Origin of the sequence: Tissierella carlieri (assembly GCF_018917285.1) — a bacterium.
Classification (GTDB): Bacteria; Bacillota; Clostridia; order Tissierellales; family Tissierellaceae; genus Tissierella; species Tissierella carlieri.
Window position 1 is genome coordinate 1 of sequence record NZ_JAHLOH010000040.1, and the last position, 24,872, is coordinate 24,872.

The 24,872-nt window shown below is 31.5% G+C and carries 18 protein-coding genes, 2 CRISPR repeat arrays and 1 other annotated feature; all 18 genes read right to left on the minus strand.

Annotated elements, in window-relative coordinates; all coding sequences use genetic code 11:
* The first annotated feature begins 65 nt into the window (after nt 1-65).
* A CRISPR array of direct repeats spans nt 66-1,284; the repeat unit is 30 nt; unit sequence GTTTCAATACCTCATAGGTAATCTAAGTAC.
* A gap of 145 nt (nt 1,285-1,429) precedes the next feature.
* The 18 genes from cas2 to KQI38_RS12405 all read right to left on the minus strand — a co-directional run bounded on the left by cas2 (nt 1,430) and on the right by KQI38_RS12405 (nt 24,554).
* Nucleotides 1,430-1,693, minus strand: a complete 264-nt coding sequence (cas2, locus tag KQI38_RS12320; protein ID WP_216559844.1) for a CRISPR-associated endonuclease Cas2 — start codon at nt 1,691-1,693, stop codon at nt 1,430-1,432.
* Between the two features lies 1 nt (nt 1,694).
* A complete protein-coding gene (gene cas1b, locus KQI38_RS12325; protein ID WP_216559846.1) occupies nt 1,695-2,687 on the minus strand; it encodes a type I-B CRISPR-associated endonuclease Cas1b in 993 nt (330 codons plus the stop codon).
* Between the two features lie 12 nt (nt 2,688-2,699).
* Nucleotides 2,700-3,191, minus strand: coding sequence for a CRISPR-associated protein Cas4 (gene cas4, locus KQI38_RS12330; protein WP_216559847.1), 492 nt, complete (start codon nt 3,189-3,191; stop codon nt 2,700-2,702).
* A gap of 10 nt (nt 3,192-3,201) precedes the next feature.
* Nucleotides 3,202-5,445 (minus strand): CRISPR-associated helicase Cas3', encoded by a 2,244-nt coding sequence (cas3, locus tag KQI38_RS12335; protein ID WP_216559848.1) that lies wholly within the window; start codon nt 5,443-5,445, stop codon nt 3,202-3,204.
* Between the two features lie 13 nt (nt 5,446-5,458).
* Nucleotides 5,459-6,187, minus strand: a complete 729-nt coding sequence (gene cas5, locus KQI38_RS12340) for a CRISPR-associated protein Cas5 (protein WP_216559850.1) — start codon at nt 6,185-6,187, stop codon at nt 5,459-5,461.
* 16 nt (nt 6,188-6,203) lie between these two features.
* A complete protein-coding gene (gene cas7i / locus KQI38_RS12345) occupies nt 6,204-7,088 on the minus strand; it encodes a type I-B CRISPR-associated protein Cas7/Cst2/DevR (RefSeq protein WP_216559852.1) in 885 nt (294 codons plus the stop codon).
* Nucleotides 7,081-8,745 carry a hypothetical protein gene (locus KQI38_RS12350; protein WP_216559854.1) on the minus strand — a complete coding sequence of 555 codons (1,665 nt, stop codon included), beginning with the start codon at nt 8,743-8,745 and terminating at the stop codon, nt 7,081-7,083. The genes cas7i and KQI38_RS12350 overlap by 8 nt, the downstream gene beginning before the upstream one ends.
* Before the next feature lie 14 nt (nt 8,746-8,759).
* Nucleotides 8,760-9,488, minus strand: a complete 729-nt coding sequence (gene cas6 / locus KQI38_RS12355; protein ID WP_216559856.1) for a CRISPR-associated endoribonuclease Cas6 — start codon at nt 9,486-9,488, stop codon at nt 8,760-8,762.
* A gap of 573 nt (nt 9,489-10,061) precedes the next feature.
* Nucleotides 10,062-10,952: direct repeats of the CRISPR family, unit length 30 nt; unit sequence GTTTCAATTCCTTATAGGTAATCTAGATAC.
* Between the two features lie 693 nt (nt 10,953-11,645).
* Nucleotides 11,646-13,022: a tyrosine phenol-lyase gene (locus KQI38_RS12360; RefSeq protein ID WP_216559858.1), complete on the minus strand. Its 1,377-nt coding sequence runs from the start codon at nt 13,020-13,022 to the stop codon at nt 11,646-11,648.
* A gap of 173 nt (nt 13,023-13,195) precedes the next feature.
* The gene (locus tag KQI38_RS12365; protein ID WP_216559859.1) at nt 13,196-14,758 is read right to left on the minus strand and encodes a sigma-54 interaction domain-containing protein; all 1,563 of its coding nucleotides are present in this window, start codon (nt 14,756-14,758) and stop codon (nt 13,196-13,198) included.
* 91 nt (nt 14,759-14,849) lie between these two features.
* Nucleotides 14,850-16,007 (minus strand): tryptophan synthase subunit beta, encoded by a 1,158-nt coding sequence (gene trpB / locus KQI38_RS12370; protein WP_216559861.1) that lies wholly within the window; start codon nt 16,005-16,007, stop codon nt 14,850-14,852.
* A gap of 47 nt (nt 16,008-16,054) precedes the next feature.
* Nucleotides 16,055-16,297 (minus strand) — a binding site (T-box leader).
* A 75-nt stretch (nt 16,298-16,372) separates the two neighbouring features.
* The gene (lpdA, locus tag KQI38_RS12375; RefSeq protein ID WP_216559863.1) at nt 16,373-17,764 is read right to left on the minus strand and encodes a dihydrolipoyl dehydrogenase; all 1,392 of its coding nucleotides are present in this window, start codon (nt 17,762-17,764) and stop codon (nt 16,373-16,375) included.
* 10 nt (nt 17,765-17,774) lie between these two features.
* On the minus strand, nt 17,775-19,076 hold the full coding sequence (locus tag KQI38_RS12380) for a dihydrolipoamide acetyltransferase family protein (RefSeq protein WP_216559865.1): 1,302 nt from the start codon (nt 19,074-19,076) through the stop codon (nt 17,775-17,777).
* A gap of 23 nt (nt 19,077-19,099) precedes the next feature.
* Complete coding sequence (locus tag KQI38_RS12385) at nt 19,100-20,095, minus strand: ATP-NAD kinase family protein (RefSeq protein ID WP_216559867.1); 996 nt, start codon at nt 20,093-20,095, stop codon at nt 19,100-19,102.
* Nucleotides 20,096-20,116: 21 nt separating this feature from the next.
* A complete protein-coding gene (locus KQI38_RS12390) occupies nt 20,117-21,088 on the minus strand; it encodes an alpha-ketoacid dehydrogenase subunit beta (RefSeq protein ID WP_216559869.1) in 972 nt (323 codons plus the stop codon).
* The gene (gene pdhA / locus KQI38_RS12395) at nt 21,089-22,069 is read right to left on the minus strand and encodes a pyruvate dehydrogenase (acetyl-transferring) E1 component subunit alpha (protein ID WP_276515582.1); all 981 of its coding nucleotides are present in this window, start codon (nt 22,067-22,069) and stop codon (nt 21,089-21,091) included. It abuts the gene before it with no gap.
* A gap of 17 nt (nt 22,070-22,086) precedes the next feature.
* On the minus strand, nt 22,087-22,446 hold the full coding sequence (locus KQI38_RS12400) for a Lin0512 family protein (protein ID WP_308524975.1): 360 nt from the start codon (nt 22,444-22,446) through the stop codon (nt 22,087-22,089).
* Between the two features lie 170 nt (nt 22,447-22,616).
* Nucleotides 22,617-24,554, minus strand: a complete 1,938-nt coding sequence (locus KQI38_RS12405) for a sigma-54-dependent Fis family transcriptional regulator (RefSeq protein ID WP_216559873.1) — start codon at nt 24,552-24,554, stop codon at nt 22,617-22,619.
* Between the last annotated feature and the right edge of the window lie 318 nt (nt 24,555-24,872).

The window sequence follows — 24,872 nt, forward strand, 5'->3', positions numbered from 1 at the left end:
TTTCAATACCTCATAGGTAATCTAAGTACTTTCTCTACCCTCCTTGTTTACGCTTCTTGAGTATAGTTTCAATACCTCATAGGTAATCTAAGTACAGGAAGAACGATAAACCTCTGCACTGAATGCGGAGGTTTCAATACCTCATAGGTAATCTAAGTACATGAACTGCTATAGAACTAATTGCAAATGTGATGATAGTTTCAATACCTCATAGGTAATCTAAGTACTTATCTCTCGCTTATCCTTATCTTTATCAAGTTCCTTGTTTCAATACCTCATAGGTAATCTAAGTACGTGCAGAGGTTTATCGTTCTTCCTCTATACTTAGCTTGTTTCAATACCTCATAGGTAATCTAAGTACCATATCTCTTATTACATCTGGGTAATTCTTTTTCAGTTTCAATACCTCATAGGTAATCTAAGTACTCTGTTGATGATGCATAAGCGTTAACACCTAGGTTAGTTTCAATACCTCATAGGTAATCTAAGTACTTATATCTCTTGTAATTTTGGAAATTGTCATGATAGTTTCAATACCTCATAGGTAATCTAAGTACCTGTATTCAATGTATTTTGATCTATATTATGAATATAGTTTCAATACCTCATAGGTAATCTAAGTACAAAACACTCATGCTGGATTTGGTGCAAATGATTATTAGTTTCAATACCTCATAGGTAATCTAAGTACCATAGAAAAATACAAGAAAACTGGATATGGGAAGAGTTTCAATACCTCATAGGTAATCTAAGTACATGTCATATCTAAAAACAAAATTATATGTGTCATTAGTTTCAATACCTCATAGGTAATCTAAGTACTAATAAAGTGGAAATTTATTGATTTATATAGAGAATGTTTCAATACCTCATAGGTAATCTAAGTACTCTCTGGGATAGCATTACGGAAAGGTTGGAAAATGTGTTTCAATACCTCATAGGTAATCTAAGTACCATGTATATTTAAGGTTTCTGCTATTTCTCTTACTGTGTTTCAATACCTCATAGGTAATCTAAGTACTTAGTGGAGGTTTTTATATGTTAGTTGAATTAATTTGTTTCAATACCTCATAGGTAATCTAAGTACTGTTTGGTATTTGGCTTGCTATTACTACATTTAGTAGTTTCAATACCTCATAGGTAATCTAAGTACTCTCTGGGATAGCATTACGGAAAGGTTGGAAAATGTGTTTCAATACCTCATAGGTAATCTAAGTACTTTCTAAAACTTTCAGGATATCCTGCTTTATTTTTGTTTCAATACCTCATAGGTAATCTAAGTACCCCGTGCACATAGCACTATTACTACATATCGATTTTATCATAATTCCTTATGATTTCATAGCACTTTACTAAACTATCTTGATTAAGCCATTTTAGTTTTCATCGATCTCCCAATTTTTTTACACTATTGGGGGTCGACGAAAATTTATAGGAACAAAGATTGAGGATTTTTTTCTATTCCAATTACTTCTTTATTAGAGTACTTCATGTTGGCAAAAGTATATATTATTAATGAATCGACTTCCTTATCCATCTTAGCTACAAGTTCATATTTTAATTTTTTCAAATTACTCTCTGTGATTTCACCTTCAAATACAGAATTTTGAACCCACGTCAGATACTTTCTACATGTCTTCAGAGCTTTTCCAACTCTTTTCTCTCCGAAATCATAAAATAATATTACAAACATTCTACCACCTCGCTACAAATCCTTGGTATGGTTGATTTTCAGTAATATGTTTTTGTATTTTGTATAATTCTAATCTTATAAGTCTTTTATAGCTTACATTAAGATTTAGATAAGGATGTTTAATTACCGTGTCTAACTTTCCATTATAATCTTCTAAGAATTTCTTTCTTCCTTTTTCGGAAATCAAAATTCCATTAAAATCTTTTTCAAAATCTTTATCCGTTATAGTTCCCTTGTTTAATAAAGAGAATATTGTTCTATCTACTATGATAGGTTTAAATATCTCTGCTATATCAAGATTGAGTGTAAATCTTCTTTCATTAGTTGCATGAAGATAACCTATTCTTGGATCTAGTTGTGTTTGGTATATCTCTCCAAGTACCGTTGTATACATTATGGCATTTCCAAAGCTAATAAGTGAATTAATATTATCTAGAGGTGGTCTCTTGCTTCTAGTTCTAAACTCAAAATCAGGATTTTTAATTATTTTATTGAAACAACTATAGTACTCATCTCTTATATTTCCTTCTAAGGCCATTAGCTGCTCAATAGTTTTAACATCTCTCATTTTATCAAGTTTTTCTGCTATACTATCAATTCTATATTCTAGATCTACACCCCTTGAATTATAATATTTTAATATAACTAAAATATTTTTAGCTGCAGTTTCAATTATTTCTCTTGCAAGTACCATTCTTTTTTCATAATCCAAATAATTCTCTGCTTGCTTAAGTATCACATATCCAGAATTCAGATGCTCTCTAGGATAAAAACTTCCACTATAGTACCCATAATAATTAAAGAAATGTAAACAAATCTCCTTCTGCGATACAAAATCTAAAAATGATTTATTCAATGTTACTTCACCAAAGAACCAGATATTATTTACTTCTTCAACTGGAATATACTTCTTACCCTCTTCGGTTTCAAATAATAAAGTATTATCTTTTCTCCTCATTTCCCCATCATTAAATACATATATCTCTCTTTTCAAAGCCAATCCCCCTTAAGCGTAACAATATTCTCTATATCCGCAGCTTCTACAGTATTTATTCTTTGTAACTGGTGGCGAAACTTCACTATCTATTATTAATATTATTTCACCTTCAGCTTTTTCCAATGTTAAAATATTTTCTTCAGTTAACTCTACCTCCACCCTTTTCCTTTCTTCTGGATATAGAAGAACTCCCTTTGCATTTATACCAGCCTTTTTCAATTCTCTAAGATAGTAAAGCAACTGCATTTGAGAAGCCTCTTGAAACTTAGAAGTTTTCTTTGTTTCTCCTATAACCAGTTCATCTTTAGTATTTAATATAACGTCAAATTTAACATTTCCAAATTCTATTTCTTTCTTATTCCTACTATAGACCGTCTCATGAATAAACCTACCAATATCTATATTTGTATCCTTTTGATCTGGAACTATGTTTCTACTCATTAACCAAACTTCTCTTTTACAAATTTTATAATACCACATTAATGTTCCATTAATCTCCATATATTACACCTCATAGCATATCAAAAGTATTATCATTATAAAGGATTCCTATATTCTCATTATAATCAATCGTATATATTGGTAAGCTATAATTGTTTTCACAATAATTTCTTAATATGTATTTTTTAAATCTTCCAATACTAACAGGAACTTCATATAATGATATTTTCGCATATTCTTTATTTTCAAATAATTCTTCTACTACTTCCTTATAAATATAAGGAATAATTGATATCTTTGTATTTTCAACAAGCCTCGTTTGAAGTTTCTCTTCATCATATTTCAAATCAAATATTATCTCTTCATCTGAAATTCTATTATATAAATCTATTCCTTTATTATAATTATCATCATACATATTAAAATCAGCATACACTTCATCTACCATGTTTGCTATTTCATATTCCGATAAATATTTTTGGTTCTTCTGTACTACAGCTTTGGATTTCTCTAATATATCCTTTTTATCTTTATAAACATTTTTTAGTGCTATTTCTGAATAATCAAAAACAATAAATTCAGAATCCTTACATTTTCCCCACCTATTGCATCTGCCTGCTCTCTGCACTAAACTATCTATAGGTGCACATTCTGAAAATATAATATCAAAACTAATATCTAAAGAAGCCTCCATAACTTGAGTTGATATAACAATTTTATAGTCATTATCCTTCTGAAGAGATGCTTCTTTATCTATTCTGTCCTTCATAATAAACTCCGAATGTAAACAGAGTGCATTATATTTTTCTGATAAATCATTATAAAGAGATTTAGCTTTTTCTATGTTATTTACAATAATTGCAACCTTTTTACCTTTATTTATATAGCCCTTTACTTCGTCAAGTATATCTTCAATTTGCTCATCAATATATCTCCATTTATTTTGTTTTCTATCCATTAACTCAGTAGCAATGATTGGTTTCTCTATATTTAATAGATTTTTAAAATGATTCATTAAAAACTTCGGCATAGTTGCACTCATAATCATTACTCGACCTTGAAGCTTCTTTATCTTCTTTATAGTTTCCGTAATTAGCGCAAGGGTAAATGTATCATATGCCTGTATTTCATCAAAAATAATTGAACTACCAACAAGAGCATATTCCTTCATTGACCAATGTCCTACATTAAATCCACTAGTCAATAACTGATCTACAGTAGAAACCATTACAGGTGTTAAAAATACCTTGTATTGTAATAATTCATACCTTAGCTTAGAACTATCTATAATTTCACACTCATCATTTATAGCAAAGTAGACATCTGCATTGGAATGAGTCAATCCACAATATTCCTTCTCAAAATAATAGCTAGTCAATCTAGCAAATATACTATTAGACGTCACCATTGTCGGCATAAGAAATATTATTTTGCTTTTTTCAGATTTAACAGCCCACAAAAGTGAAGCTTCTGTCTTTCCAGAACCTGTAGGCGCTATGGCTACTACATCATTTGTAGCCATAGCACATTCCTTATGAAATATTCTTTCAATATATTGATTCCCATCTGCTTCTACTTTAATTTTAATCTTCTCTCTTAACTCACTTTGCTTTAGCTCTTGCTGTAAAGATTTTTTATTAGAAGATGCTATCCAGTCAGAATATTGCAATATTCCCTTGCATAATGAATAGAGCATTCTGATATCACTTCTTTCTAAATTTAGCCTTCTTAAATGAGATTCGGCTAATTGACTTTGGAAGTATTTGAGTATACTTTCTTTTTTTATTTTATATCCTCCTAAGCTATCTACAAGATCAAGTTCCACATTTCTTTGATTAATAACCAAATCTAGTCCATATCCATATTCCTCTTCAGTTAATTCCGGCCAATTCATTATTATATCTCTTTCTCTAGTAAAATCATTTAAATTGATATCTAGCCTTTTATGATGCGATAATACTGCGTAATAATGATAAGGAAACTCTAATATTTCCGCTTTAAGATAGTTTTGAGTAGCAAATATCATATATACAAAGGATAGAAGTTCATGTCTAAAATAGTCTATCTTTCCTTTTTTATCAATTGTTTTTCTCATTTGTTCCTGAAATTTATATGACAATTTTCCAAAGTCATGCATGACAACTGATAGATATGTTTTCCTTTCAAAATCATCTATATCTTTTCCAATACACCTCATAATTTTTGTCAAGGCTAATTTATTTCTATTAAATTCTATATAAAATACTTCTATACATTTTTTAATATGATATTCATAGCTACCTTCATATCCTTCTATAGGCTTAGCATAAAACATATTTACACCTCATTTACTCTTCACTAAATACAAACAAAGGAATCCTTTTATCTTTAAATAAATATGCTGTAATTGGCTCTCTTAATAAATGAGCATCTCCTAAAAAAGTAAACTTACTAAATCTAGTAGCTTCTCTCTCATCATTATCATTGAATTTAAAATCTATTGGTAAATTTTTTATAATAGGCGGTCTAATAGTTGATTTTATTGGCAAAGTTTTGACTTTCTCCCAATCTAATTCAAAGTCATTTATATAATTACCGCAAATCCAAGTATTTCTTATATCTTTGCATCCTATAGTACTAACCTCATTACATATTTCTATATTGGATATCTTTACTAATTCATCACTATTTCCAAGAGTCAATGCAAAAAACGGATTGATAAAGGCCTGATATAATTCTTTTATAATATCTGAGTCTTTACATCCAATAAAAATATCTATATTGATATCATAAAGGAACTCCCGCATCAATATATCTTTTTTCATTGTCTTTCCTGATATTTTCGAATAATTCCACAAGTCTTTTCCTAATCCTTGATTTTGTACCCTACAACCTACACTTATGGTGTTTCTTTTAAAATATTCTAATGCATCTTTAAATTTTTTTCCTAATGCAGCTCCTGAAATCCCTACAATAGTAGTAGGCGGTGGAGCAAGTATAGTCTCTTGATATAGATGAGTATTAGGATCTCTAAAGGAAGCCGTCATAGCATAAAGTGATACTATTAATCCTTTCATTGATATCCCTCTTTCATTACTTAATTCCATAGGTTTCTTTTACCCAACCGCAAATAGTTTCGAAACAATCTCCAAGAGCCTTAAATTCATTTGTATTCTTACTAAAAAATCCTTTTCTCTCACCTATACATGAGTCAACTATCTGCTTCTTAAAGTCTTCTATGGTATTGTTGATTAAATCTACATTTATATTATCTTCATCATCTATTCTTATACTTTCCATGAAAATAGGATTCTTTACAGTCATAAGTGAAGCACATACAAGTTTAGGTGAAATATCTGATAAAAATCTACTTTGTCTTCCTATAGTCCATAAGTTTTGTATAGCATCTATCAGTGCCAATACTCTCTTAGCTTTTTCCTCATTATTTAAACCTAATTCATATTTATCTCCTATAGATTTTTCTCCGATTCTGTCTAATTCAATTAGAACAGTTCCGCAGTAATATCCTGAATGTATTTCAGTTTCAAATATATTTGGATTCCCCCCTGAGCTTACAGACATATAATTTGTAGCGAAATCAAGTTCTCCCAAATAGGGTGTAATAGCTACTAAAGGAGATACTCTAACAGGACTTGTCCTCTTTACTGTATTGGCTGAAGCATTCATAAAACCAAATAAATCATCATCAATATATTTTTGAGGATCACATTTTGTTGTTGCTGCTCCTTTTTCCTTTTCTCCTGCAACTCCTTCAGATAACTCAAACTCCATTACTGCAAGTTGTTCTTTCAATGCTCTCCTAACAGCTTGAGAAGAACAATATGGATACTCTTTGCCATCATTTTTTCTGATCTTCTTAATACTGGAAATATTATCAACTTCTTTATCTGATCCATTCAATGATGCATACGTCGCTTTTGTCAAATAAGTAATTGTTAATGATTTAGCTTTATTCATCTTTATTATCCCCTTTCTGTTTTTTAGGTGAATTATAATAATTAAAATTATTAAGTGCTCCCATAATACAATAACCTTTGAAATCTTCAAATGATACTTCATTTAAAATTCCATCTAAAATTGATTTAGATACTGAAATTCCGTATCTAAATTGGAGTGTATTTAATTGGGTTATAAAATCTGTTACTGTACGTGTTTTTCTTAAAGCAAATAAATCACCTTTTATTTTTTTTAAAACCTCCTTATCTTCACCGGAAATCATATAGGGTTGATATACTATTTGTTTACCCAAATTTACAGCTACTTCAATTTGTTCTCTATTCATAATATCCTCCTTTATTATCAGATAATATTCTTTAAGAAAGTTAAGCACATTAGACACCTTAATAGGTTTGTTTTCATAAATCTTTCTAAAGGTGATTGCTTCAACATCAGAAACTATACAATATTTATTGAGAACTTTTTTCAAAACATTGTTCCTTGATGGCGTAAGATTTCCTTTACCATCTGTCTCATATAATGAATTATACACGCTTTTCACATCTACATTAATACTTATAAGATGTGACAATAATCTATATACATAACTAACATCATTATAGAAAATCAATTCCTTAGTAAGGAAGGTTTGCCCTTTTCCATCTAAATTTATAACAATTATCTCCATCGATGACGACACTATATCTCCCAATAATCGCAAGAATAAGTCTTCTTCCGAAAAATCTGTAATGGCTTCATTACTCTTTAAAACAGCATAAGTATCTACAAAATATGACCATAATAATTCATAGGACATTTTTGCCTTCCCAATAAGCCCATCCGGATCAAAGCCTATATTTTTATAGAAATAATCTGAATCAAGGCTACGTATAACCGAGTTACTACCTATCTTGCTTTGATTATCAATATTATCTTTTAAATTTTGTGAGTTTAATAATAGAATTGATAAACTTGTACCATCTTTTTTATAATTGATAGTATCCATAGTAAATTTAGACAAAAGTTCACATTCCCAACAAATTTTAGCTGATTTTTTCCCTTGAGTATGAAATGATTGAGCAGCACTCTTGCTTGCAAACAATAAAAACGATGGTTGAGAAATCTCAGTTAAATTACTAGTTAATTTTCCACATACTGAACAAGCAGATTGTCTATTATTTTCTCTAGGTAAGATTTTAATATCTGGATGACATTCTGGAAGTGTAAATAATAATTTCTTCTTATTTCCCCAAAGTGACTTACCTGTTTCTTTTAAATATTCATCTGTTCTAGATTTAAGTATATCATCTAATTTCTCATATTCTTCTCCATCAACTTTCCAACTGGTACCCTTTACAAAATTGCTAACAACCGGAGTTGCTTGTCTCTTTGGCGCAACACTAAATTCTTTCGTTTCTTTATTGTATAGTACTAATTCATTTCTAGCGATTTGCTCTTTTGTAGATGTATTCCAATACATTAATGCTAAAAAACTATAGCATTGCTCTAAAAATATCCTAATTTCTTCTTCATTTTTTCCCTCGATAATTAGGCGATCTGCATCAAAGCTTAAATTTATATTACTATGATTTTTTTTCACTTTACTTCCTATAAAATATAATCCTACAATCCCTGCATCAAACCACCAATGATTTCTTACATTGATTTTATATTCCATCTCTTTCCCCCTTCCTATATAATTTTTACGCATCCAAATCCTTGACTATTCTTGCTCCCAAACCCTGCATCTAATCCCATCTGCAAAAGTCTTCTATCCCCCTTTATTAAGAATTTACCTGATGCCCCCTTTATTATTATATTTTTGTAGTATATAATATTCTGTCTGGATTGTCCTATGGGAATAAGTTCTATACTACTATCAAGCGACAAACTAGTATTATTTAAAGCATTATATTTCTTGACTAGATTCTCAGTTATAATTCTATTAAAATCTGTTTCTCTAGGCGTAAAGTAACAAGTATATTTACTGCCATCTGATTTCAACAATGTACTGTAGGCTACAATAGAAGATAATGTATCTACTGTAATCTCATCCTTATCAATTACAGAATTAAATATTTGTATCTGTTCAGTTTTTATATTATTTTGTCCTAGATATAAATCATTTCTTTGCAACATAAAATTTGCAATTGATTTAGAAAAATCATCTAATGGCGAAGAAACTATAAAATCTATTCTTTTTCCAAAATTAAATTTATTACTTTCCTTTTTCCCTCTATTGAGTATCCTAGAAAAGGTAAATAATTTAAAACTTCTACTATTACTGATATATCCCCTGTTATGTAAGAATTCTGCTAATTTATCATCAATATTGTTATAAATGAAGGCTTGTATTATATTATTGTAGTGAATGGGAAGAGTTATATCCCTTTCACTGCTGAAACCTATCTTTATTTGCATATTATTCCTCCAAAATTACATTTATCCATTATTTATCTATTCTACACAAATCATCAAAATCCTTCTTTTTTCCCAATATAATTGAAAAAATCCCAGTAATAATAACTAGAACTGGAATTTTTAATAGTCAACTTTTATTTCTTAGAATTATTTCAATTATAAATATCTAGTATACTACCTAGTCCTCCTTCTCTTCTATAATTCCTCATTATGTTTGATTTAAAGTCATTATCACTATTTTGAGACTAATTAAATTAATTACTTCTACCTTTATTAAAACTTATAATATCTTTGTTGATTATATTAAAGCGTTCAAAAGGCGTAAATCCCAAATGAAGTCTATCCATATTTATGAAAAATGGGCTTACTAGTTTTTTAACTCGTTAGCAATATCTCACTATATAGAGTGTTTATATAACAGAGAACAATACATAGTCTTATTGATTACATTACTCATTAGAAATATGAAGAAAAGACCAAGGTACCATTTTGAAAAATGTTCGGAGAAATGTGCCTACTACGCTACTATATATCCATAATACAATTAGCCATACTTCTAAGTACTCCTACTTTAGTTTCATTCCTTATAGGTAATCTAGTTACTGATAGTCTCTAGCGAAACAAACCCTGCTTTTTCTTGATTTCAATTCCTTATAGGTAATCTAGATACTTTCTAGGAGGTGTAAATTATAAATGTTACTATATTGTTTCAATTCCTTATAGGTAATCTAGATACCTCCAACAAAAGTACTAAATGAGCCAAAGGCATATACATTTCAATTCCTTATAGGTAATCTAGATACTTAATGAAGACTTTGAAGGTCTTATGTCATTCGTAGGTTTCAATTCCTTATAGGTAATCTAGATACAGGAAACACTAAAGAATACGTATATAAGCAAGCTATGTTTCAATTCCTTATAGGTAATCTAGATACTGAGGTAGGGGAAATTAGGGAATGGTTTGTCAACAAGTTTCAATTCCTTATAGGTAATCTAGATACGCAATAGTATAGGTGGTGTTTCTGATTACTCTTCTAAGTTTCAATTCCTTATAGGTAATCTAGATACTTATAGAGAGTTTGCCCGAAGCAGATGCGATCCTGGGTTTCAATTCCTTATAGGTAATCTAGATACATGTATGAGGAGAGATTTGAATGGAGATTAATGACTGTTTCAATTCCTTATAGGTAATCTAGATACTAGTAGAACATAATGGAAATCAGTACGAAGGACTGCAGTTTCAATTCCTTATAGGTAATCTAGATACCTTCTTCAGAAAATCATCTGTACTCATTCCTGCGGGGTTTCAATTCCTTATAGGTAATCTAGATACTATAATCTCTTTCGGTTTCTGCTGCTGCTTTTGCAAGGTTTCAATTCCTTATAGGTAATCTAGATACGATTTAGCAATCGAGGAAAAATTCGGTAATGATAGTTTCAATTCCTTATAGGTAATCTAGATACTTGTACACAAAGCACTATTACTATATCCTTATTTTACCATACTTCATCATCTTTGTATTGAATTTTATAAAATGGCTTACCTAAGTTATTTTTAGTTTCGTCAACCCTCAAAGATTTTTGCATCATTTAGGATCGACGAATCTCTAAAGGAATATTGATTGTAGATCTTTTACATGTCTATTGCTCTATGTTAGAGTATTTAATACTAAAAAATACATCCTCATCCAAAAGAATAAATAATCGATATAGCTTGACTCTGAAACAAACCAATCTTTGTTTATAGTAGTTTTTAACATTGAATTGTCAGTTAATTCATCAAAGTCGCCATCAGAAAAACAACAAGAAATAATTTAATAAATTTGGGGTAATATTTCTCATCATTATTATAAACAAATTATTTACTCTTTTCTATAATTACATAATAATCCCTTCTCTTTGATTCTTCAATGAAATTATTAAAACAATAAACTTACCCTATTAATAAAACTATTTTATATATTACTAAAGTAGAAAACAATAAAACCTCAGATGAAAGTATTGACTATTCCTATATTCTCATTTCTTAAATATCATTATTTACTTCATTTGTAGCTACACCATGTCTTAAATTAGAATTTGTATCTATAATTGATACCCAACAAAAAAACTAGAGAGTCCATAACAAACTCCCTAGTCCAAACCTTCTATCCTATATTAAATATGCTCAAATCTTCCTGTGAAGAATCTCAATACTGGTGGCTCATAAGTGAATTTCAAGCCCTTTATTTCATCTCTTCTCTTATATGTTGCAATTATTGCTTCTGCAACATAGTCTAAATGTGCATAGCTGTAAACTCTTCTTGGTATTGTTAATCTTACTAGCTCTAATTTAGGGAAGTATTCCTTTCCTTCCTTATTTCTGCCAGCAGAAATATTTCCTCTTTCCATTGTTCTAACACCTGATTCAATGAAGATTTCAGCCGCTAAAACTTGAGCAGGATATTCAGATTGTGGAATATGCGGTAAGAATGCTCTAGCATCTAGAAATACTGCGTGACCGCCTATTGGTCTAACTATTGGCACGCCAGCTTCGATTAGCTTATTACCTAAATATTCAACCTGACTAACTCTATGCTTGATATAGTTAAAGTCTAAGGCTTCCTTTAGTCCGATTGCAAAAGCCTCCATATCTCTTCCTGACATTCCTCCATAACTTGGCATTCCTTCATATACTACTACTAATGATGTTGCTTTGAAATATAGATCTTCTTCATTCATGGCTAAGAATCCACCCATATTTACAATACCGTCTTTTTTACCTGACATAGTAGCTCCATCAGCATAGGAGAACATTTCTTTAACGATTTCTGCAATAGATTTGTCTGCATATCCTTTCTCTCTTACTTTAATGAAATATGCATTTTCTACATATCTAGTACAGTCAAACATTACTCTAATTCCATGTTTTTTAGACAGTGCATGAACTTCTCTTAAATTTTGCATGCTAACTGGCTGCCCACCAGCTAAATTAACTGTTACACCAACGCAGATATAAGGGATATTTTCAGCTCCAACCTTATTAATTAAATCTTCATATTTTTTAATATCTATATTTCCCTTGAAAAGTACATCTTCTTTATCTGAGATATGAGCTTCGTCAATTATAACATCTACAAAAGTGCCGCCATTCATTTCTTGGTGAGCTCTAGTAGTTGTAAAGTACATATTACCTGGAATATAGGTATTTGGTTTAACTAATATTTGTGATAATAGATTTTCCGCACCTCTGCCCTGATGAGTTGGAACAACATATTTGAATCCCATTATATCCTGTACAGTTTTCTGTAAATGATAGAAATTTTCGCTACCTGCATAAGCCTCATCGCCCATCATAAGTCCTGCCCATTGTCTATCACTCATGGCATTTGTTCCACTGTCTGTTAATAGGTCAATATATACATCCCTTGAGTTAAGTAAGAAAGTATTGTAGCCTGCTCTTTTAATAGCTTCTATTCTTTCCTCTTTCGGTAAAATTCTTAGTGGTTCTACCATTTTCACCTTATATGGTTCCGGCATGTATTTCATATCCATATACTATTCCCCCTTATTTTTTAATACATTCTATAGATATAACTATTTGCAAATTTTATGCCAAATTTAAAATATGGGGAATAATTATAATACTGTCAGTTTGAGAAGCTAAATATAATTCCAGCTGTAAATAATATTTACAGCTGGAATTATATTTTACAGTCTTGTAAATATTATTTACAGTCTTCGTATTCTTTAATACGTTTAATAACAGTCGTATGGGATATGTTTAAAGCCTTTGCAATCTCCCTTGATGAATTAAATTGTTTTCTTGCTTTTATAATATGTTCATATTCAACAGTCTTAATTATTTCTGGTAGATTCACAGGAAATTCAATATTCTCTTCATTATAAATTATTTTCTCTGTTTCATTAGAATCTAATTTATTTACAATCAATAAATGTTTAACATCTATTGAATCCTCTGCAAATATCACAGCTCTTTCTATAACATTTTGTAACTCTCTCACATTACCAGTCCAAGGATATTCCTGCAATATTTTCAATGCCTCTTGAGTTATTTCTAAGTTTGGTTTGTCTGCACCTTCTCCCAAGTGATTTGTAAAATATTTTGCAAGTATTGATATATCTTCTTTTCTTTCCCTCAGTGGAGGTATATTAACAGGTATAACATTTAATCTATAATATAAATCCTCCCTAAATGTCTTTTCATTTACCATAGCAGATAAATTTCTGTGAGTTGCAGAGATTATTCTTACATCAATTTGTATCTCCTTTCCCCCACCTATTCTTCGTATTTGTTTTTCCTGTATCGCTCTCAATATTTTTGCCTGTAAATGGATAGGCAACTCTCCTATTTCATCTAAAAATATACTTCCTCCTGTAGCCAATTCAAAAAGTCCCTGCTTTCCTGTATTTGCACCTGTAAAAGCACCTTTTTCATAACCAAAAAATTCTGATTCCAAAAGTGCATCTGGTACAGCAGAGCAATTAACTGCAACAAAAGGACCATTTCCTCTTCTGCTATTTAAATGAATTGCTCTAGCAAACAGCTCCTTCCCTGTTCCAGACTCCCCTAAAATCATAATATTGGCCTCTGCTTTAGAAACTGACTTAGCTAATGAAATGGTATTCTTTATACTTTCTGATTCCCCGATTATATCTTCAAAACTTATCATAGAAGGCCTTGAAATAGTTTGGATCAGTCTTCTAACATCATCCATTTCTTTAAAAATCAGGAGAGCCCCCATTTTAATACCTAGATTATTTTTTATAAGTTTAATATTTAGTATAAGATTTACCTTTTTATTTCTAATCATTGTACTTACTTCAATATTAGCCTTATCATCTATATCTATATTTGGATTATATATTTCTTTTGGTATTATGAGATTTATATTAGTCTCCTTATCCTCGGGTTCAATATTAAATAATTTACTGGCCTTGGAATTGTAATATTCAATATTTCCTTGTTTGTTTACTGCAATAATACCATCTGTCATACTATTTATTATTATCTGAAGTTCCTTTGCCACTTTTTCCGAGTCCATCATATCTAACTCTGTTATATCTAAAATTTCCCTAACCTCATTTTTTATCCATTTCTTAAACTCATTCCATTCTATGCCTTCCCATTCAACTTTAACAGAAATATAAGGGGGGTTTATCTCCATAGTAATAATATTCATTTCTTTCGAAGCCAAGGCGGCTAATATTTTATGAGCCATACCTACTTTATTTTCTTTAACTAAAAATTTTATCTTTTTACTATTCAATAAACTCACCCCTCATAAGCAATGGATTATATTTAAGTTAATTCACTAATTTTATTCTACTATATTTATACATATTTCTTCAATATGGTTATCATTTTATCATATCTCTTACTTGTGCTACATCCTTATCTCCTCTACCAGAAAGGTTTACTATTATAATCTTATCCTTGCCTAAAGACTTAGCTAATTTAATTCCATAGGCTATGGCATGGGAAGATTCTAAAGCTGGGATTATTCCCTCTGTTTTTGATAGCTTAAAGAATGCATCTAAGGCCTCCTTGTCTGTCACAGATTTATATTCTGCTCTTTTAGTATCATTATAATAGCTATGCTCTGGTCCTACCCCAGGATAGTCTAATCCTGCGGCAATGGAATGGGTGCTATGATCTAGTAAATAACATTTGAAACCATGTATTAAACCAACATTGCCTCTACATATACTAGCTGCATGTTCTTTCGTGTCAATTCCTTTTCCAGCTGGTTCTACCCCTATCATCTTTACTTCCTTATCATCATAAAAAGGTGCAAATAATCCTATAGCATTACTGCCTCCTCCAACACAGGCTACTACATAATCAGGTAATTTTCCTTCTTTTTCCAATATCTGTTTTCTTGCTTCTCTTCCTATTACTGATTGGAATGTCCTCACTATCATTGGGAATGGATGAGGTCCTACTGCTGAGCCAAGAAGATAGAAAGTATTATCCTTATTCTCTACATAGTCATTTAGTGCTCTATCTACCGCTTCCTTCAAAGTCTTATTTCCTTCCTCTACTGCCACTACCTTTGCTCCTAACATTTCCATTCTGAAAACATTTAACTCTTGCCTTTTAGTGTCTTCCGCTCCCATATAAATTGTACAATCCAGTCCAAGTAAAGCACATACTGTAGCTGTAGCAACTCCATGCTGTCCCGCTCCTGTTTCTGCTATTATTCTCTTTTTACCCATTCTTTTAGCAAGTAGTCCTTGTCCTATGGCATTGTTAATCTTGTGAGCTCCAGTATGGTTTAGATCTTCCCTTTTCAGATAAATCTTAGCTCCTTCCATTTCTTCTGTTAGTCTTTCTGCAAAGTATAGTGGATTTTCTCTACCTACATATTCCCTTAAATAATAGTCTAGTTCCTTCAAAAACTCTTTATCTTCCATAGCATTATAGAATTCTCTTTCCAATTCTTCTAATACTGCTTTCAATTCTTCTGGTACATAGGCTCCGCCAAATTCTCCAAATAATCCATTTTCTCTTTTCATACTTCTTCCTCCTAGATTAAATTTAAATACAAAAAAACCTCCATCCTCAATAGGACGAAGGTTGAATTCGCGGTGCCACCTAAATTATGCAAAAATGCATCTCTCTTAATGGGATACTAACATATCCTGTCCTTAGTTAACGGTAGGCTTCCGGCACGGGGTACTCTCCATAGATTTCCACCAGCTTCTACAAAGTCCATTCATTAAATCCCTCTTTGCCAAAGTCCCACCAATCTTTAGCTCTCTGTGAAAGATAAGAATTAACTACTCTTCTTTGTCTTCGAATTTATTTTTGTATTTCATGAAAGTATATCAGATGCAAAGTAAATTTGCAACAATTAAATTTAAAGTATTTTCAATTCCTTCTATACCCTTGGTAAATGTATAGCTTTTCCATATACTGATTCAGCAGCTTCATGTATACTCTCACCTATTGTAGGATGTGCATGAATTGTTGTTATAATTTCTTCTATTGTACTCTCCAATCTAATTGCCAATGCACCTATTCCTATTAATTCTGTTGCATTTGTTCCTGCTATATGAAGACCTAATATCTCATCTGTATCTTCATCTATTACAAATTTCACTAATCCATTGACCATACCGTTTATTATAGACTTTCCATTAGCATATAAAGGAAACTTTCCAGTTTTCACATTATATCCCTTTAAGGTGGCCTGTTTTTCTGTCAACCCTACTCCTGCTAATTCAGGCTTTGTATATATGCAATAAGGTGTTGTCTTATAATCTATAGCTTCAAAATTCCCCATTATATTTTCTGCAACGGCTATCCCATGGCTTGAAGCTACATGAGCTAATAATGCTCCTCCTGTGCAATCTCCTATTGCATAGATATTATCAATATTAGTTCTCATAGATTTATCTACCTTTATACATCCTTTTTCTGTTTCTATTCCTAAATCTTCTAGACCTAAACCTTCTATAGCTGGTTTTCTCCCGATTGATAATAAAATTTTCTCTGCACTTATGGATTTTTCTCCTTCATTATTTCCCATTAATACATTTAATCCATCAGATTCCATTTTTATTTCCCTTACTCTTGTACTTGTATAAATATCTATTCCCGATTCAATTAATTGTTCTTTTAGACAGGTCACTATTTCTTCATCCATATTTGCCACTATTTCAGGAAGCATTTCTACTATTGTAACCTTTGTTCCTGCATTTGAGTAAATATTTGCAAACTCAACACCTATAACTCCGCCTCCAATTATGCATATGCTTTTAGGTATTTTATCTAAGGACAAGGCTTCTGTACTTGTCAGTACTCCATCTAAATCCAATCCAGGAATAGGTACTCTAGCAGGCTTAGAGCCTGTTGCTATTACAGCTTTATCAAAAGATACAAGTCTTTTTTCTTTGTTACTCGATATTACCTCTATTTTATTTTTAGAAATAAACTTTCCTTCTCCTTGGATTACCTCAACCTTATTTGATTCTAAGAGAACTTTTACTCCGTCAACCAATTGTTGTACTACCATTTCCTTTCTATTTTGAACTACATCCCATTTTAGACCTAAATTCTCCAATATCAGTCCTAATTCTGAGGCTTCTTCCTTTAAATGATTGTAAATTTCAGTAGTATGAAGCAACGCTTTTGTAGGTATACAACCTGTATTTAAACAGGTTCCTCCTACATTATCTTTTTCGATTAATATTACTTCGGCCCCAAGTTGTGCCGCCCTTATGGCACATACATATCCTCCAGGTCCTCCTCCTAATATTACTATTTTCATATCTTCACCTCTAAAGTAACAGCAAAGCTGGATTTTCTATATATTCTTTTAACTTAGATAAAAACTGAGCGGCTACTGCTCCATCTACTACTCTATGATCTGCTGTAAGAGAAAGATTCATCAAAGGTCTTATTACTATATTTCCATTTTCCACTACTGGAGTTTCAACTATAGCATTTATCCCCAGAATTCCTACTTCTGGCTGATTAATAATTGGACTAAAGGATTCTACACCAAACATTCCGATATTTGAAATGGTAAAGGTCCCTCCCGTTATTTCATCCGTTGTAAGTTGATTATTTTTGGCTTTATAGGATAATTCTTTTATCTCCGCTGATATTTGCTCTAAACCCTTTATATTTGAATACTTCACTACAGGAACTAATAATCCCTCCTCTAAGGCTACTGCTACTCCCATGTTTACATAGTTTCTTAATATGATTTCCTCTCCATCAACTGTACTATTTAACAATGGAAAGTCCAATAAAACTTTAGAAACTATCTTTACAATTAAATCTGTATACGTGATATTTACCGTCTTCTTAAGCTGTTGTCGAATTTCTTTCAATTTAGTAATATCAACTCTAATATCAAAGGTAACTGCTGGTGATATATTCCAACTGTCAGACATTCTTTCAGCTATTATCTTTCTCATACCTGTCATAGGAGCTCTTTCCTCTACAGGACTTGCTGATTCTATTAAATTCTTTTCCATCCTGAACTTCAATATATCTTCTTTTCTAATTCTATCATCCTTATTTATTTCAGATGGATCTATACTATATTTTTCAGCCATCTTTTGTGCTGTAGGTGTTATCTTTATCTTGTTTCGATTTTCTATAATTTTTTCTATATCTTCTAGTATAATCCTCCCATTGGGACCTGAGCCCATAACTTTCGAGAAATCTACATCATTCTCAATAGCTAATTTCTTTGCTGCAGGAGATATCTTTATTCTTCCTCCATCATCTTTCTTTGCATCCTTGACTTCTAATGTCTTTGTTTCTATTTTTTCATCTTTTACTTCTATTTTTTCATTTTCTTCTATTGTCAATAACTGACTAATATCTTCGTTCACTTCGCCTATAATACACACAGGCTCCAAACATGGAACTGTATCACCAACATCAGCTATTATTTTAAGCAATACTCCAGATTCAGTACTTTCTATATCATTAGTCAACTTATCAGTTTCAACAGAATAAAGCTTGTCTCCTTTATTAACTGGGTCATTTTCTGATTTATACCATTTAACTATTCTTCCTGACTTCATAGTTAAACCCAGCTTCGGCATGGTTAATTGCTTCGCCATTTTATTTCCTCCTCTATGTCGATTTAATATTTGAAAAACCCATTTTTCTGTGCTTCCTCTAATGTCCTTTTTATATTTACTCTAAAGGGTCCATTCCTTGTAATTTTAAATTTAAACTTATCTCCAGCTTTAAAGATTATCTCCCGTTCTCCATCTAAAGCTATACTTCCCCTATAATCAGGATTAAATATATATTCTTCATTTAGTTCAATTTTCTTAGGCATATCATGAAATATCTCTTTTAATGTACCCGCAGCAACGGGGGCCATACTTTTAGCTTCCCCCGTATTCATCTTCATAGCTGCTCCGAAATCGTCATCTTCTTTTATTATCATATTTACTCCAATTAATGTGGAAAAACCTATGGATGCTGGATGTGCTCTGGAAATAATTACCTCAACTATATCCCCTATATCCCAAATAGCCTTAGAGCCAATAAATGTCTGCTTGGATATTACACAATCCACCAGGGCAATATCTATTAATTCATCCTCTAAGAATATTTCTATTCTTTTATCCTTCCTGCATGTCACTCCTAAATCACAGTTTTTAGTAGCTATAGCTGCTGCAGCCATACCTACCACCGTTCCTTCCAGCATCTCAGGATATACATTATTGGTTCCTGTAGAAACACTTATCAAAGGTGTTTTTACAATGGCCTTAGCCGCAGCTCTATTTGTACCATCACCGCCTAGTACAACTATACAGTTTACACCTTCTTCTTCCATAAATTTTGCCCCATTAGTAGTATCATTTAAATTTCCTTCTACTTTTATATCCAGAATACTAACAGGAATTTTCAGCTCACCTGATACAGTTAAATCCTCTATAACCTTATATCCTATTAAAAAAGTATCTGGCATTATAAATATTTTTTCTACTCCGTATCCTTGAGCTCCTAGGATTATTCTTTTTACAATATTTATCTTTTCATTATTATCTACTACCGTAGCATGTGATACAAGTCTCCTAATATCCTTTCCCGATGCAGGATTTGCAATAATCCCTAAGCTATTCATCCTTTCACCCCATAACAGAATTTACAGAATTTCTCTAGCACCTTTTAATATATCTTCATAATCCGGTATTACATATGATTCAAGAACTGGGGAAAATGGAATAGGTGTGTTTAAACTTGCCACTCTGACTACTGGGGCATCTAGATAATCAAAATACTCTTCAGCAATCATTGCAGATATTTCACCTGCATAGCTTCCACGCTTAGTCTCCTCTGTTGCTATTAAAACTCTATTTGTTTTTTCCACGGATTTAAAAATAGTATTTTTATCCAATGGATATAAAGTTCTTGGATCTATTACCTCTGCCTCTATACCTTCCTTTGCCAAAATTTCTGCTGCCTTTAAAGATTCATGTACCATTTTTCCTGTAGCTATTATTGTAATATCTTTTCCTTCTCTCTTTATATCAGCTACTCCTAATGGTATAGGTTTCACATCTTCATCTATTTCGCCTTCCATTGAATATAAAACTTTATGCTCTATGAACATAACAGGATTATCATCTTCAATAGAGCTAAGCATCAATCCAAGGGCATCTTTTGGAGTTGAGGGATAAACAACTTTTAATCCTGGTACATGTGTTAACCAAGCTTCTAAAGACTGAGAATGCTGTGCTGCTGCCTGCACTCCTGCCCCAGCCGGCAATCTTACTACCATTGGTAAGGATATCTTTCCTCCAAACATATATCTCATTTTAGCTGCTTGATTAACTAGCTGATCCATTCCAACAGTCAAGAAATCAATAAACATCAATTCAGCAACTGGCCTTAACCCCGTTGCCGCAGCACCTACAGCACATCCTATAATAACACCTTCAGAAATAGGAGTATCTTTCACTCTTTCAGCTCCAAATTCATCATATAAACCTGCTGTAACTCCAAAGCATCCTCCGAAGGCTCCAACATCTTCTCCAAATATAAACACATTTGGATCTTTCTTCATCTTCATTCTCATTCCTTCTCTTATTGCTTCTCCATATGTCATCTTTTTCATTTATCTTACCTCCTCTACTATATCTGTATAAATATCTTCAACAGCCAATTCTAAAGAAGGCAATGGACTGTCTTTTGCAAATTCTACTGCTTCCTCAATTTGATTTTTTATATCTTGTTTTATAGAATTCATTTCTTCTTCCGAAAGAATATTATTTTCTAGTAAGTAAGTTTCCATTCTAGGTATAGGATCTTTCTTTAGCCACTCTTCTTGCTCTCCAGCCAGTTTATAGCTACCAGGATCACCTTCAAAATGTCCCCTATGCCTATATGTTTTACACTCAATAAGTGTAGGTCCCTGACCTTTTCTAGCCCTTTCTATAGCTTCCTTAGAAGCCTCATATACTGCAAATACATCATTACCGTCCACAATTACTCCAGGAATATTATAAGCTACAGCTCTGTCAGCAACATCCTGTATAGCCTGATGATTAGATTGATGCATCGATATTCCATATAGATTGTTTTCACAAACAAATATTACTGGAAGCTTCCATATGGATGCAAGATTTAATGATTCATGGAATGTTCCTTGATTTGTAGAAGCATCTCCAAAGAAGCAAACGCAAACTTGGCTAGTCCCTCTATATTTGGCACTTAAGCCTGCTCCTACTGCTATATTATGACCTGCTCCGACAATACCATTTGCCCCTAATATTCCTCTAGTTGCATCAGCAATATGCATAGATCCTCCTTTACCTTTACAGTATCCTGTTTCTCTTCCAAACAGTTCTGCCATCATATATTTTAGATCTCCACCTTTTGCAACTATATGACCATGACCTCTATGGGTACTAGTTATATAATCATCTTCATTAAGATTTTGGCATACTCCCGTAGCCACAGCTTCCTCTCCTAAGTATAAATGTACAAAACCAGGTATACTTCCTTCTGCAAATAAATTTGAAGCTTTTGTTTCAAATTCTCTAATTTTTAGCATTGTTTCATACATATTTTTAATATCCTTATTGGTTAAATTCAATTTTATCCCTCCTATATTTACTTTACACTTACTTCTATGCAGGCCAAGGCTGCTTCTATGCTATTGTCTTTATCGCCGAATTCAGGAATATAAAGACCCGGAACTTTAAGCCCTCCATATACAGCTTTAAGATTTTTCTTCCCAATAGGTATACATTGCTTTATCCTATCTGCATCAATCTCTTCAGGCTTAGTTACTGCAACTGTTATCTCTACGTATACTTCTCGATTTAAATCTTTTATGCCCAACACCTCTTCTAAGCCACATAAACAGCTTTTGGACACTGCATCTTGTACAGCCTTTTCAGCCGCACGGTTTACATCTTGACCATGAAAATCCATTCCAATTCCAAACTCTATTATAAATCTTCTAATAATCTCCCTCCTTTCTACTTAAGTACTTTGTATCTATTTATATAAGCAAGTTGAATGCCAAATTTTTTTTAAAATTAAAGTCCCAATTTTACTACTTTTGCCTATTTATCTCTTGATAAAAATAAAAAAATTCCCAAAACTGGGAATTTTCCTTTTCTCATTTTTGGGAATTTTCACTTGAATATATTTACATCTATTTTATACTCATTAATTTTCCTATATATAGTAGACTTACTTAAATTTAATATATCGCCTGCATTTATTACATGTCCTTTAGTTTTCTTCAATGCATTTATTATAACATGTTTTTCAGTCTCTCTTATGTTCATCAAATCAAGACTAGTATTTTTCTCGACTGCATCTATTTCATTTATTATTTCTTCAGGCAAACATTCGATCCCTATTACTTCATCTTGATTCAAATAATATGCTCTTTCTATAACATTCTGCAACTCCCTAACGTTGCCTTTCCATGAATGTTGGTTCAAATATAATAGAAACTCAGATGATAAGATTACATTTGTTGAGTTAGATTTGTTTAATTTATTTAAAAAATAATTTACATATAAATCTATGTCTTCTCTCCTGTCTTTTAATGAAGGTATATTTATTTTCAATACATTTAATCTATAATATAAATCTTCACGAAAGTTCTTCTTTTTGACTTCATCAAATAAGTTTCTATTTGTTGCACCTATTACCCTTATATCCAATTTTTTAGAATATTTACCTCCAATTCTTGTCACTGTATAATTATCTAATACTCTTAACAACTTGGCCTGAATATCTAAAGGAAGTTCTCCAATTTCATCTAAAAATATAGTTCCTCCTTGAGCCAATTCAAATTTCCCCGACTTTCCATTCTTGGATGCCCCTGTAAAAGCACCTTTTTCATATCCAAATAACTCTGACTCAACTAGCTCTCTTGGAAGTGAAGCACAATTTACTGCTACAAATGGTCCATCAGCTTTTTTACTGTAATTATGAATTGCATGTGCAAAGAGTTCTTTTCCAGTTCCGCTATCTCCTTCAATTAATATGCTTCCACTAGTCTTTGCAAAACGTTTAGCATTATTTATAACATTTTTCATTTTATCGTTTGAAGTTAAAATATCACTAAATCTATAGATAGCTCTATTTCCAGTTACCACGTTAACTGTATTATGCAAGTATTCTATTTCTTTAAATACTAATGCTATACCTATTAGCTCATTATTAGTCAATACTGGAGTTATTTTCACGTTACAAGGAATTACTTTATCATTTATGAAAAAATTGCAATACATATAGTCCATTGTCATATGTTTTTGCGTTAATATCTCTTGAAAATCTGTTTCTCTTAAAATTTCTCTTATATCCAGTTTATTATCCTCTTCAATCCCTAAAATCTTAGAAGCTATATAATTTATCTTATTTATTTTAAAATCCTTATCAGCTATTATCATTCCATCTGATATTGATTCAACTGTTGTATCAACTAACTCATGAGTTCTCAATAAACGTATTTCATTTTCAATAGAGTATGCCGCTGCAACCACTATTCCCAAAGTATGTTTATGTAATTTATCAAAGCTGCCTGACATATCTAAAACACCTATTATATTTCCCTTATTATCATGAATTGGTGCTGCTGAACAAGTCCAGCTATGATGGTACTCACAATAATGCTGAGATCCTGTAGTATGAATAGGTTTATCTACTATTATACTTGTTCCTATAGCATTAGTTCCTACTTCTTTTTCAGACCATAAAGCACCCACACAAAAATTTAAAGTATTTGCTTCTTTTCTTACAGGTTCTTCTCCTATGGTTTCTATTATTACCCCTTCTTTGTCTGTAAGAACTAGGATAAAATTAGATCCTAAAACTAACTCATTAAGGTTCTGCATAATAGGTTTAGCAACCCTTAATAGCTCCTCATTTCTTTTTAATACAACTTCAAGTTTCTCACTATCAATTGTTTTACCAAAACCTGCTTTTGGATCTACTCCTAATCTTGTACATCGTCTCCATGATTCAGCAATTATTTTATCTAACCCATCCTCAATTTCTCCTGTTTCTATAAATTTAGTCCACAAATCCTTCATGTTTTTGAACATCTCCAAATCCATGCTATCACTACCTTTTTTTATATTTATTATAGATTCTTTGCATCCTTTATATAATAATGTCTGAATATTCCTTCTACATAATTATATCATTCTTCTAGTCAAATAAGAAAAAATTTTAAATATAAGTAAAATCAACAATCAAAACTTTGTAAATATCCCTATAGGAAATATAAAAGATAAGTTAGACTATCTATGTAAACTATACAATATAACTTATATAAAACAAGAAGAAAGATATACATCTAAAGCAAGTTTCTTTGATAAAAATGTAATACCAACAATAGGAGATAATACTTAAGAGGGTTTCAGTGGAAAAAG

Excerpts from the sequence above, each read along its gene's own strand:
- cas2 (WP_216559844.1), bottom strand. The coding sequence starts at position 1,693 with ATGTTTGTAATATTATTTTATGATTTCGGAGAGAAAAGAGTTGGAAAA.
- cas4 (WP_216559847.1), bottom strand. The coding sequence starts at position 3,191 with ATGGAGATTAATGGAACATTAATGTGGTATTATAAAATTTGTAAAAGA.
- cas3 (WP_216559848.1), bottom strand. The coding sequence starts at position 5,445 with ATGTTTTATGCTAAGCCTATAGAAGGATATGAAGGTAGCTATGAATAT.
- cas5 (WP_216559850.1), bottom strand. The coding sequence starts at position 6,187 with ATGAAAGGATTAATAGTATCACTTTATGCTATGACGGCTTCCTTTAGA.
- cas7i (WP_216559852.1), bottom strand. The coding sequence starts at position 7,088 with ATGAATAAAGCTAAATCATTAACAATTACTTATTTGACAAAAGCGACG.
- KQI38_RS12350 (WP_216559854.1), bottom strand. The coding sequence starts at position 8,745 with ATGGAATATAAAATCAATGTAAGAAATCATTGGTGGTTTGATGCAGGG.
- cas6 (WP_216559856.1), bottom strand. The coding sequence starts at position 9,488 with ATGCAAATAAAGATAGGTTTCAGCAGTGAAAGGGATATAACTCTTCCC.
- KQI38_RS12360 (WP_216559858.1), bottom strand. The coding sequence starts at position 13,022 with ATGGATATGAAATACATGCCGGAACCATATAAGGTGAAAATGGTAGAA.
- trpB (WP_216559861.1), bottom strand. The coding sequence starts at position 16,007 with ATGAAAAGAGAAAATGGATTATTTGGAGAATTTGGCGGAGCCTATGTA.
- lpdA (WP_216559863.1), bottom strand. The coding sequence starts at position 17,764 with ATGAAAATAGTAATATTAGGAGGAGGACCTGGAGGATATGTATGTGCC.
- KQI38_RS12380 (WP_216559865.1), bottom strand. The coding sequence starts at position 19,076 with ATGGCGAAGCAATTAACCATGCCGAAGCTGGGTTTAACTATGAAGTCA.
- KQI38_RS12385 (WP_216559867.1), bottom strand. The coding sequence starts at position 20,095 with ATGAATAGCTTAGGGATTATTGCAAATCCTGCATCGGGAAAGGATATT.
- KQI38_RS12390 (WP_216559869.1), bottom strand. The coding sequence starts at position 21,088 with ATGAAAAAGATGACATATGGAGAAGCAATAAGAGAAGGAATGAGAATG.
- KQI38_RS12405 (WP_216559873.1), bottom strand. The coding sequence starts at position 24,554 with ATGGATTTGGAGATGTTCAAAAACATGAAGGATTTGTGGACTAAATTT.